The following is a 13065-nucleotide window of genomic DNA, read 5'->3' as shown; positions in this document are numbered from 1 at the left end:
ATGCGCTCATTTCTTTTTGCATGATTCTTGTCTGTAGTTTTACCAATTTGTTACACTTTCAATAATAAAATCATTGAATTGCAAAAAGAGGGCTTTTAATGAAGCGTTTTCCATCATGTTTTCTTAAGATTTTTTTATTGATTAGTATTCAATTTGTTAGTTTTTCATTTCTTGATGCGATGGAACTTATAGAGGTTGCGGCCGAAAGAGGACTTGGTAAAGCAGGGGCTGCTGGATTAGAAGAAGGAGCTCTCAGGGCGGTAGGTGAAGAATTAGCGGAAAAAATGGGTTTTGTTGAAGCTGAGAGTGGATTAAAAGCAATTAATGAGCTTCCAGAAAAAACTAAGGCGGCATTTCAGGAAGAATTGACAAAGGCATTTCAGAAATATGGAGAAAATATTTTCAAAGAAGGTAAATTTGCACCAGCCCAGTTTGATCCATTTATAAGTGAATTAAAAACAAATTTTCGTTCACAATTGAGCTCATTGGGAGAGCAAAGGGGTTTTTCATCTTTTGAAAAAGAAGCGATCAATAAATTTGAGCTGCCTGATATTGATTTAGAAAAATTTCCGATCAAAACTGAAAGAGAAGTTCAAATTTTTGAAACGAATAAATCGGCTAATTTTAGTGAAAGAGAACTTAGCCCGGTTGAGCAAGAATTGAATCCCATAGAGCGTGAGGTAACTGAAGCACAACGTAATTTAGATTATGCTCAGTCAATTGAAAATCCTGAAAAAATTACACAAGCAAAAGACAGTTTGGAATCTGCGACAAAAAATTTAACTGAAAAACGACAAAGCTTGCTAAAAGAACTATCGGGTGAAGAAGCTGAAAAACTTAATAGAAGAAGCGCTTTGCGAGAATTTAAGGATGCAGAAGAAAGACGTGTATCTTCAAAGGAAAGAATAAACAAAGCTGAAAAAGAGCTTGCCGAAGCACGAAAAACAGGAAATGAAGAAGAAATTGAAGCAAGAGAAAAAGCGCTAGAGAAAGCCCGCGAAGAAAACAGAATAGCTGGAGAAGATTATGATCAGGCAAAACGAAAAATGATTGATGCTGGACAAGCTTCATTTGGAACTCGTGCGGCAGATTATGCAAAAAAATTTGCCAAAACACTCGGTGAGCAATTATTGGTAGGTTTTATCGGTGGTTTTGCTTTTTCTTTACCAAATTTTGTTATCGGTGCCATAGAGCAAGCTATGGGGGCAAAATCTCAAAGATTGACTTTGTTAACACCGCAACGATTCGGTAATATCTGGATGCAAATACCAAAAGATTTAGTTAGTGATCCAGATGAACCTACCTCAGCTAAATTTTTATATATTGGTTTAGAAAAAGATCCTCAAAGTGATAATGTAAAACGAGATGATACCGCCGATACTGAATCGTATCTTGAAAAAGCAAATTATTTTGTTGCGCGTACCGAATATGATGATTATGCACAATCACCAATAACCGATCCGCGTTTTCCCGGTCGCATGGTTCATTTAAATACCGGTTTTCAATTTATTGATAATTTAAAAGAGGTACCGGGCCAAGCTATTGTTCAATTTTTAGGAGAACCACCAAAAGAGTTTCGCCAAAATTTACAATTTCATTTGAATGATCAATCGGGTCAAATTCGGCGCGGCGTCACCGGAGCAGAATATTTTGAATATCGCAAAGAATCGACCGGCTATAAAGGTAGCCCTGCTATTGCAGATCGTTTAGATGAAAAAACAAATATGGATATCGTAAGACAACAATATCCTGAATTAGCAAAAGAAAAACAAGGATATGGTGCTGTATTAAATTCTTCAATGCAAGTATTTAAATCAGGTCAACAATTATTTAATGCATTTAATGTTCATGCTTTTGAAGCGTTAGATGAAGAATCAATAAAAAAAATTGGTGGTAGCAATCCGCCAGAAAAAAAACCTTATGTTGCATTTGGTATTTTTGTGTACCAAACTGCTGATACACCAAATATAAAAACTGCACGTAATATTTTAACGCAAGATCCAGAGCAAGTTGCATTAGTAGAAAAAGTGATTGATTATGTACTGGTTTTAGATGAAGATGGTGCAATTATTCCATTACAAAAACCGGCAGGGAGCGGCCAGTGGAATTTTCCGAGTTATACCGTGAATCCAAAAATTCATCGTATGGTGAGCTTATTAGATGGAATCTCATATAAAGAAGGCAAAGTTGAACCATCAAATATTGATGTTGGTAAACTAATTGCAAACTATTTCCCTCAAGGAAAAGCGCAAATTGATGCAATGAAACAATTTATAGCCGATCAAATAAAATATGGCCCATTTACGGCGGGCGATATAAAACTAACAATTGATAAACAATTATCTGATGATGGAGTATTTATTTATAAAAATGCTCAAGGGCTTGAAAATGGCGGTGATGACTACGTTGTTGCAACACAAGGAATGCAAGTTATATCGCTACCAGCAGCAGCTACTAATTTTGTTAGTTTAGTTACGTCTCGAATTTATGATAATAATTTTGTTCCTTACAATAAAGAACATGCAGGTAAAAAAAATATTCCATTTACTATTTATAAAATAGCTGATGAAGCGCCACCGGTAGTAGTCGCGGGCCCAACACAAACGAAAAAATATGGTACGCCAATTTCGCAAGGATTAAATGCACCATTATTTTCTTTATTTATGGATCCTGATATTAATCCAAATCAAATTGATGAAAAATCTATTCCAAAGCCAGCAGATCAACAATGGCTTGCAAAAAAAGTTGGTGCATTAAAAAATGGTGCTATTCAATGGCCATTACCAATACCAGTACCAAATCAATGGGCATTATCTGATCGAGGGCCAGTACTTGCAGCTGCTGAAAAGCAAGAAGGACAACGTATTAGTGATTTATTAACCGAACGCGCTCCAGAATTATTAAAAACAATTAATAAAATACATGCAGAATGGAAAATATATTATGAAAAGCTTGATCCACAAGAAATAGAGCGTCAATTAGGAATATTTCCGTGGGCTACTTTTGGTTTGCGAACCATTAATATGCGAGCGACAAGTGAAGCAGATGTAAAAAATGGTAATTTTGTGTATAGTTCACCATTCTATCCGGATGAATATTTGGTTATGTCTCGTGATCAAGAAGGTTCTCAAGGTTTTGCAACACAGTATGATTTTGCTGAACCGCAGCGATATGTGATTAGTATTTCTAGCGGAAAAGTTTATGATGCACAAAAAGAAGGAGAAATGGTTTCACGTATTACAAATCTTGATGAATTACTAAAGAAAGTTACGAATATTCAAGGTAAATTTTTACCAACTTTATTAAATAAAATAAAAAATGCACAGACTATACATAAAAAAACGTTAGAACAAGAACAATATGGCCCGCGTACCGCATTCGGTGCTTTTCAGTTTTATTTATTTAAAGAAGATTTGCTTAGAGGTCAATATATTTATGCTGATGTATCAAATATTGCAGATCCGTTGTCTTTAGATGAAAAAGCCCTTATGGATAAAATACAAAACTTTTTCATAGCGATTAATTTGAAAGAAGGAATAAAGCCAGCTCCTGGATCGCCTGATGATCCATCATTAAATCCAACTAATTGGGTGTATGGGGATAGTATTAGCGAAAAAACAATACGAGTATTGAGCTTAGTGAATGGCACGCTCTATGATCGCGGAGGTACTTACCAAGGTTATTTTAAAGAATTTGCAGAAAGTGTTGATAAAAATATTGACGTACAAAAAGGATTTATCGATTTAATTCTTGGCTATCTGAAAGCAACGTGGCAACAAGAAAAGAAGCCGTTGCAACTCCGTCCCGAACTGCAACAAAAAATTGTTGCATTGACGCAAAAAGAATATAAAAAATTATTGGCAGAAAAAGCTGAAATTCAAGAAGCAATTAAAAAAGAGGAACAGCTTTTCCAGCCACTTGATAGAAATATAATAGCTAACATCGATGCGCAATCATATTTAGATAGTCTTCAATCACTTATTCCGCCGCGATATATAAAAAAATATCAAGCAAAATATTATAGTGTATCGCCAGATCCACGGGTATATATTGATTTTAATGTTGGTGAAGCTGGCAAAGATAATCGTATGGGCATGAGTTATGATAGCACTGGGAATGCATTGGTTCTATTAACTGGATGGGTTCTTGATAATGCTCGTGCTTATGCTGGTATTGAAGTAACTGCTGATGGAAAACAAGAGCTTAATGTTGCGGTAGATCATCCGCAAATACCTATTGAGAATATGGTTAAACTTGACCCAGCATCATTACAAAAAGGGTTGCAAACAGCAAGAGAAGCATTTAGACAAGCGGTACAAACGGCAAATAAAAATCCACAAAATAAACAAGTGCGGCAACAATTAGTAGAAGCAGCGGCGCAATATGGCTATGCAAAACAAGCATATGACAGTGCGCAGTACGCTGCTAAAGTTGAACAACCAAAAGGATATAAAATAGCGTTTTACTTCAATAAAGATATTGCGGCATATTTTGTGGCGATAGAATCTAATAATAAGGTTTCAAAATATATCGATCTTATTGCCGGCTATCAATATAATGCCGATGGGACCCCAAGACTCTTTGAAAAACCGTTACTTGTAAATGTTGACGCCACTAAAAATGATAAATTATTCTTGGGTGAGGATGCGCAAGATCTTTTAACTGCTCAGTATAAAGGCACTCGAGATGAATATTATACATGGGTTCTTGCGGAAGAAACAGAAGATGCGGTACGTGGTAAAAATTATATGAAATATAGTATGATTAATAGTTTGGGTGATGAACTCTTTATCTATCATGATAAACCAAAAAATGAATATAAGATTTTTACACAATCTATCGATCAAGATGAACCAGAACAAACAGGTATGTATAAACCGGATTCGACATTGAAATATTCATTGTTACGTTATTTTAGAACTATTGCTAAAGGTGCTAAGGCAGGTATCTTCGTTCAAGATGATTATGATGAATTAAATCCGAGCTTTATCGTTTGGAATGGTGAATCTGATTTAAAATTAGAGAATCTTTATTACAAAAGTGCTTATATTACCCTTAAAAGTGCTGGTGCTGATAGTTATAGTGGTGAGTACGAAGACTCTATTGGAAAACATACTATTACTGTTGAAAAGAAAACGATAAAACATGGTCAAACAGTAACGGGTCATTATTTAACTATTACTGATGGCAATAAGACATTTGAGTTTGTATATGATTATAGCCTACTTGATCCTGAATTGCCGGTAACTTGTATAGCAGAAGATGAATTAGAACGGCTAAATCATTGGAAACAATGTATTTGGCAGATAAATGTTTCGGTTGATTCCGCTGGTATTTCACGATTAGTTTCAAGCTTGCCTACTCGTATGCCACATCCATCAGGAGAAGATGTTGCGCGTGTGCTTGAGCAAGCAGGTGATCGTAAAAATATTGTAAGCAATAATATTAAATTATTATGGCATGATACACAAAACAACCGTTATCTTTATAAATTTACCGAACGTGATGCAGGTTGGGCTTATTATAATCCTAAGTGGCAAAATTGGTATGTCGATTTAAGAACAGGTATTATTTATAATAGCAGTGCCGCAGGTCCTGGCGCATATCCGATTGGTGCGTTGCACGCAAGCCAATTATATATTTTACTTGATCGATTAGAAGTTTCGGTTGGTAATGTGCCTGCTTCTGATGGGCAATTAATATTTGATGCATCCGGCAATCCAATTACGTCACCTGATGGAACACCATATCGGGTAAAACCGGGTCTTGTTTACCGTGGTAGTTCAGTAATAAATCAAGAAATTAAACAACATGCAGCTCGTATTAATCAATTACAGCAAAAATAATCCTAGGTTTATGGTAGAAACTTATATGGAGCTCAATTATACTTAATAATCTGAGCCCCATATTAAGCAATTTTTTACTGGCAAGGATTATATGATCACTATTACATTAACTGATAAACCAATTCATCAAACGAGTGCGAAAAGTATTGCGTTATTTGTTGAGCAAGATACGCAATTGAAAGAAATAAAAGGTATTGCCAAAGAATTTTTTCCTGCTTTAGAAAGTTATTTAAAAGAACAAAAATTTTCAGGTCAGGAAGGAAAAGTAATTTCAATGCCTTTGCAGGGTGAAGAAGGTATTTTTACTTTATTTATTATAGGATTAGGAAAAATTGTTGATAAAAAAGGACTTTCAATTGAAAGTTTTAGGCGATCATTTGGTTCATTTATTAAGCTTATGCAGCAAAAAGATATCGCTTCTTGTGCTTTGCATATTCCAGCAGCAACGAGGTTTAAGACAACGACACATTATTTAGCTAAGCAAGTTGCTATTATTGCGCAAATGGCAGTATATCGATTTGATGAATATATAACTGATGTAGATCGCAAGGTTCGCAAAGATATTGCACTTGAATTAACCATCAAAGCTGTTGATAAAAAAGAAATCCAAGAAGGCCTTGATGAAGGCTTTATAATTGCGCATTCGGTTAATAAAGCACGACATTGGATTGATTTACCGCCAAGTGCATTAACGCCGACCGAATTAGCTAATAAAGCAAAAGCCATTGCAACAGAACATCAACTGCTAATTACCATTTTTGATGAAGCAACTATAAAAAAAATGGGCATGGGTGGCTTGGCAGCCGTTTCAGCTGGTTCTGAGCAAGATTGTCGATTTGTTGTACTTGAATATAAAGCTGCACAAAAAAATGTGCCAACTATCGCTTTAGTTGGTAAAGGAATCACGTTTGATTCTGGTGGGTTAAGTATTAAACCAGCACAACATATGGAAACAATGAAAGAAGATATGTCTGGCGCTGCTGCCGTAATTGGCGCAATGGAAGCAATTGCGCAGTTAAAGCCAAAAGTAAATGTTATCGGTATAACACCACTTTCAGAAAATTTACCAAGTGATAAAGCAACAAAGCCAGGTGATATTGTAACTTTTTATAATGGAAAAACCGCTGAAGTAAAAAATACTGATGCTGAAGGTAGATTAATTTTAGCTGATGCGTTGAGCTATGCAGTAAAACATTATAAGCCTGATGCAATGATAGATATTGCAACGTTAACCGGTGCTTGTGCCTATGCATTAGGGCCATTCTTTACCGGTATGATGGGTAAAGATAATGAACTACTTACTCGTATCAAAAAAGCTGCTGATATTTCAGGCGATCGCGTATGGGAATTGCCGTTTGATGATGATTACAAAAAATCTATTGTTTCATCAGTAGCCGATATTTGCAATATTGGTAAGCCAGCTTATCAAGCAGGTGCTATTACGGCAGGATTCTTTTTATCTAATTTTGTTGGTGATACGCCTTGGGTACATTTAGATATTGCTGGTACTGCTTTTAATGTGCCTGATATTAGTTATTATGAACGCGAAGGCGCAACGGGTGTTGGCGTACGTTTATTTGTAGAACTATTATTAAATTGGCAATAATTTAATTTATTAATCCACATTATCTTAATTTTTTTTGATAATGTGGATTTTTTATGTCCGATAACACAAAAAGTTTATGTAAAAAATAAAATATTCCTATTTCTTGTCAAAGCCAAATAAAAGATATTAGATTTAAAAAAAATTAAGCAGAAAAATATGAAACGAATAATAATTTTTTTTATTCTTTGCGATGTTTTAATTGGAGAAATAGGGATGAGTGTGCAAAAAAATACATTAAAAAAATACAAGTCAAAACGAGATTTTCGCGCAACTCCAGAGCCGAAAGGCAATGCAAAAAATTCTTCAAAAAAACCAATTTTTGTTATTCAAAAACATGATGCTACCAATCTTCATTATGATTTTCGCTTAGAAATAGATGGCGTATTAGTTTCATGGGCGGTGCCAAAAGGGCCTTCTACTGACCCAAGTGAAAAACGATTAGCAATTCAAACTGAGGATCATCCATTAGAATATGCAAAATTTGAAGGCGTTATTCCTGAAGGAAATTATGGTGCAGGTACCGTGATGGTGTGGGATAGGGGAACTTTTAAAAATATCAAAACAAAAGAAGATAAAAAAATTTCTTTATCCGATTCTTTAGAAAATGGGCAAGTGGAAGTATGGCTTGAAGGAAAAAAATTACGCGGTGGATACGTATTAATCCAAATAAATAAAGAAAAAAAACAGTGGTTGTTAAAAAAAATTGATGACCAAGAGGCAGATGCGCGGAGAAATCCAGTAAGCACAGAACCGAAATCAGTATTGACCGGCCGAACTTTAAAAGAAATTGCACAAGAAAAAAAAGCGAAAAAAAATAAATGAGGATAAAGTTTCTTGGTACACGCGGTAATATTGAAGTACGTACTAAAAAGCACTATCGCCATTCAACCGTATTAATTTCTTATTATCATACAACTATTATGATTGATTGTGGCAAAGATTGGCTCAATAAAATTTCTCAAATGAATCCGGATGCAATTTTTATAACGCATGCACATCCTGATCATGCGCAGGGTTTGAAAAAGGGTTCACCAGCACCTGTTTATGCTACATTAGCAAGTTGGGAAGAAATAAAAAATTATAAGATTCATGATCGACGTATTATTATGCCAGAGGATCCAATATCGATAGGCAACATAACGATTATGGCATTTGAAGTGGAACATTCTATACATGCGCCGGCAGTTGGTTATCGTATTATTGCCGGGAAAAAATCAATTTTTTATGTACCCGATTTAGTACGTATTAAAAAGCAAAAAGAAGCGCTCAAGAATGTTGCGGTTTACATTGGCGATGGAGCCATTGTAAGTCGGTCACTATTAGTTAGAGAAAAAAAAGGTACATACGTAGGCCATTCGCCAATTACTGAGCAGTTAAAATCGTGCAAAAAAGAAAAAATAAAAAAAATGATTGTTACTCATTGCGGTACTGAAATTGTAACGAGTGATGAAGATGAAATTAAAAAGCGATTGCAAAAATTAAGTAAAGAATATGATGTAGAGGTGCAATTAGCTTACGACGGTCTTGAAATAATTATTTGAAAGGGATTTGATGGGAAGCATTAAAATGGGTCCCTACACTATTGAAACCTCGAATGAAGATAAAATATTTTTTCCAAAGTCTAAAATTACTAAAGGTGATCTCGTTGAATATTATAAAAAAATTTCAAAAATAATGGTGAATTATACTAAGAAACGACCATTGACGATGGTTCGTTATCCTAATGGTATTCATGCTGAAGGATTTTATCAAAAAGATACACCTGATTACTTTCCTGATTGGATTGATAGAAAAAAAGTAGCAAAAAAAGAAGAAGGTTCTACTAATTATGTTATAGCTAATAATCGAGCAACATTAGTTTATTTAGCAAATCAAGGCGTTATTACGCCTCATTTATGGCTTAGTAAGGTAGATAAACTTGAATATCCAGATATGATGATATTTGATTTAGATCCCCCACCGCCCGGAAAAAAGTTTGCGTCAGTTAGAAAAACTGCCTTAAAATTAAAACAATTATTAGAATCGATAGATTTAAAACCTTTTGTGAAAACTACTGGTTCAAAAGGATTACATGTTGTTGTGCCATTAAAACCTACTGAAAAATTTGATAAAGTACGCAATTTAGCACGAAAAATTGCGGAATTATTAGTTCATGATAATCCAAAAGAATTAACCCTTGAAGTGCGTAAAAATAAAAGAGGCGAAAAGGTCTTTATTGATACATTACGTAATGCTTTTGCTCAAACTGCCGTGGCACCCTATGGTGTAAGACCAAAAGAAAAAGCTCCAGTAGCTACACCGATTTCATGGGATGAAGTAGAAGATTCATCACTTACTTCACAACGATATACAATCGAATCTGTTTTTAATCGTCTCGATAAGCATGGAGATCCGTGGAAAGGAATGACTCGGCATGCAAGATCTATAAAAGGAAAAATTAAACAGCTATAACTTTATAATTTAGTATCTTTTTTTTTATTAGATTTATCAATTTTTAGTTGTCTCTTAAAAACAATGCAATTTGACAATGTAACCATTGTTGTTATTTTTAAATAGAAAAAATTATGGCGTAGTTTGGATCTTTTGAAATTAAGCTATAATTCAATAATATTTTTTAATATATAATAATTGTAAGGCTTATTAATGAAATATGCATTTATTTTGATGATTTTTGCCACAAATACACTCTTTTGCATGGAAAACGTGCGAGATGAAAATCAATCTTCTCAAGATGACCAAAAAAATAATATGACAAAAAATTTTTTGAAAAAAGAAATTAAGTGCATTGAGTTTGATTCAGAAGGTAAACATAAAATCATTCATACGATTATTTTACCTATGATTGCAGAAAAAAAACAAATACTTAATTCAGAATTAAGCACGAAAAAAACAAATGATTCAAAAAAAAGAAAACAAGATGTTAATCATGCCGAGGAAATAAAAAAAATGTGTACAAATTGGAAAATAAAAAAAGCAAAAAAAATAAAGACAAAGGGTAAAGTCAAGCCTAAGCCAAAAATTAAAGAATACAAATCGTTTTGTCATACCTTTAGGTGTAACGTGAATTCGATTTAAGCGGCAATCAATGTTGCCGCTAATTTTAGGAGCGATTTTAGATAATATTGGCAATGAATTTAATGAGAAAATATGCGATGAAACTCAAATTTGTAAATACCGTAAAAATCAATAAAATCTCAAGAGAAAAGCGTAAAGCAGTGACTTTTAAGCCATAGTGTGGTACGTAATGTTCGGATAAGTTTTTAATATAAAGAAATAATTTTTTTATTATTTATAACAATATTTATAATGAGCCCCACAAAGCATAAGTAACATATTAATGATGAATTGCCGTAGCTAACAAATGGCAGACCAATTCCTTTAGTAGGTAATAGACCAGAAGCAACTGAAATATTAATAATAGCTTGCAAGCTTGTCAGAAGAACAAATCCAATAGTAAATAATTGACTAAAATGATCGTGTAATTGCCATGCAATACGAAAACCAATGTATAAAAAAATAATATATAAACTGATTAATAAGCAAGAGCCAATAAACCCGGTTTCTTCTGCAATTATGGAAAAAATAAAATCAGTATGGAGCATGGGTAAATAAAAAAATTTTTGCTTAGAGTGTGAAACACCAACGCCCCATAAACTACCAGAACCAATAGCAATTAATGATTGAATAATTTGAAATCCTGCACCTTGAGGATCATTCCAAGGATTTAAAAAAGTTAATACTCGTCGCAAGCGGTATGGATATTTCAGAATTAAAAAACACATTAACGGGATAGAAATTGATCCAGTCAAGAGCATTTGCTTGATATTAAAATGTGCAACAAAAAAAAGAGTAAATGCCGTTAAAGCTAATGTTACTGCGGTGCCAAAATCAGGTTGCTTTAATAGTACAATTGTTGTGATACCAATAATAAAAAAAAAGGGAATATACCCATTACTAAATGATCCTAATACTTTTTGTTTTTTGCTTAAAAAATATGATAAATAAAGAATCGAAGTTAATTTCAGTAGTTCACTTGGCTGAAAAATAAATGGCCCGAATCCAAGCCAGCGACTTGAACCATGAATAGTACGGCCAAAGATAGATATTAAGGTTAAAAAAGTCAGGCTAAGAGATAAAAGAAATAGATAAGGGCTTAGTTTTTGTATAATTGGTAATGGGATAAGGCTGCAAATGAGTAATCCAATAAATCCTAGACTTAAACCAATTAATTGTTTTTTTACAAAATAATTACTAGAACCTAGTTTTTCCAAAGCATATACCGAGCTTGATGAGTAAATAAAAATAATGCCAACGATAATCAATATACTGATTGCGCTTAGAAAAATGTGTAAATCAGTACGAAGATGGTTTTTATTAATCATGTTTTATTTTTTTCAACATACCCTTTTATAAATATATTATTACCGTAGGTTGAAGAGCATGTCTTTGTCAATTGTATACTTTAATTGATTTAATTAGCTGGTAAAAAGATATTTCCGCCATCAGCAAATTCAGAATTATAATTAAGATTATGTTGTTTATAAAAAGCATGAACAATAGTTTGATATTCGCATATATCAGATTCATTATCAATAGTATAACCAGGATGTGAAGAATGCTGTAATTCATGTATAAAAATATTGGTAAATCCATTATTTTTAAGGGTGTTATAAACATTCCACGTACAAACAGCAGGAACAACCGTATCTTTTTTAGATGTAATAAATAATACCGGGATATCGGTCGGAAACGTATTAATTAGATTAATTGGTACAATGCCATTTAGCTGATGATTTGGGTAAATCCAAGAAAAGATTTTTTTAAAATTGTCTGTTATCTGAGCAAATTTAAATAATATTGGAAACTTTTGTTTTAAGATATTTTCAATGGAATCAAAACAACCTTCAAGAATAACCGCTTTAATATTTTTAATTTTTTTATTGTGATATTCAGTGGCTAAAAAATTGAAGCTCGTTGCGGCTCCTCGAGAAACACCATACAGGACAATATCTGTATCCGGATAAATAGAGATATGTTGGTCATATGCAGCAGATAATGCTTGAATATCTTTTTCTTGACCAAAATTAATACCTGTATAATCAATAGGTGCTTTAAGAATATCAGTAACGGTTTCTGGTGTATCAAGTGCAATTACATTGTTATGCGCATCATTTTTTGCGTTACGCCATTGTGCAATATGATTATATATTTTTCCTATAAATTGTTTTGATTTTTCAAAATTAGTAGGAGCATTAATGATAATTTCAGGAAAATTGATTGCGGTCACGGCAGAACCAATAACCTCAAAATCATTATCGGTATATATTATTTGATTTGTTGAAGAATAATATTCAAAGCAATACTTAGAAACCTGTTTTTCACTTGAATGAATGCCAGGCGCAAATAAGTATGAAGTTGGTTTGCTTTCAGGTTGGACCCAAATTAAAGCATTAAGTCCGTAATGTATTAAAATACATACAGAAAAACCAAAAATTTTGTATTTCATGAGAACCTGTTTTTTGTGGTAAATTAAAGTTGCTTAATGAAGTGTTCAACGGTTTTTAGCCGTTATATCGCGCGAAATTCTTCGAAGCCAACCCTGCTTTGACCTGT

The 13065-nt window shown here is 33.5% G+C and carries 8 protein-coding genes; 6 read left to right on the top strand and 2 right to left on the bottom strand.

Features of this window, described 5'->3' with window-relative positions; all coding sequences use genetic code 11:
* The first annotated feature begins 98 nt into the window (after nucleotides 1–98).
* From WDZ41_05100 to WDZ41_05075, 6 genes are all read left to right on the top strand, one after another.
* Nucleotides 99–5846: a hypothetical protein gene (locus WDZ41_05100; protein MEX0940712.1), complete on the top strand. Its 5748-nt coding sequence runs from the start codon at nucleotides 99–101 to the stop codon at nucleotides 5844–5846.
* 91 nt (nucleotides 5847–5937) lie between these two features.
* Nucleotides 5938–7452: a leucyl aminopeptidase gene (locus tag WDZ41_05095; GenBank protein ID MEX0940711.1), complete on the top strand. Its 1515-nt coding sequence runs from the start codon at nucleotides 5938–5940 to the stop codon at nucleotides 7450–7452.
* A 156-nt stretch (nucleotides 7453–7608) separates the two neighbouring features.
* Entirely contained in the window at nucleotides 7609–8274 is a 666-nt protein-coding gene (locus tag WDZ41_05090; GenBank protein ID MEX0940710.1) for a DNA polymerase ligase N-terminal domain-containing protein, read from the top strand.
* Entirely contained in the window at nucleotides 8271–8993 is a 723-nt protein-coding gene (locus WDZ41_05085) for an MBL fold metallo-hydrolase (protein ID MEX0940709.1), read from the top strand. Before WDZ41_05090 ends, WDZ41_05085 begins: the two co-directional genes overlap by 4 nt.
* A gap of 10 nt (nucleotides 8994–9003) precedes the next feature.
* A complete protein-coding gene (ligD, locus tag WDZ41_05080) occupies nucleotides 9004–9903 on the top strand; it encodes a non-homologous end-joining DNA ligase (GenBank protein MEX0940708.1) in 900 nt (299 codons plus the stop codon).
* Nucleotides 9904–10095: 192 nt separating this feature from the next.
* Nucleotides 10096–10527, top strand: coding sequence for a hypothetical protein (locus tag WDZ41_05075; protein ID MEX0940707.1), 432 nt, complete (start codon nucleotides 10096–10098; stop codon nucleotides 10525–10527).
* Nucleotides 10528–10712: 185 nt separating this feature from the next.
* On the opposite strand, the gene ftsW is transcribed toward WDZ41_05075, so the two are convergent.
* Together ftsW and WDZ41_05065 are read right to left on the bottom strand one after the other, a co-directional pair.
* The gene (gene ftsW, locus WDZ41_05070) at nucleotides 10713–11834 is read right to left on the bottom strand and encodes a putative lipid II flippase FtsW (GenBank protein ID MEX0940706.1); all 1122 of its coding nucleotides are present in this window, start codon (nucleotides 11832–11834) and stop codon (nucleotides 10713–10715) included.
* An 89-nt stretch (nucleotides 11835–11923) separates the two neighbouring features.
* On the bottom strand, nucleotides 11924–12958 hold the full coding sequence (locus tag WDZ41_05065; GenBank protein ID MEX0940705.1) for a hypothetical protein: 1035 nt from the start codon (nucleotides 12956–12958) through the stop codon (nucleotides 11924–11926).
* Between the last annotated feature and the right edge of the window lie 107 nt (nucleotides 12959–13065).

Source organism: Candidatus Babeliales bacterium (genome assembly GCA_040879965.1).
In the GTDB taxonomy this organism is placed as follows: domain Bacteria; phylum Babelota; class Babeliae; order Babelales; family JACPOV01; genus JBBDJI01.
This window is presented reverse-complemented; position numbering and strand designations above follow the sequence as displayed.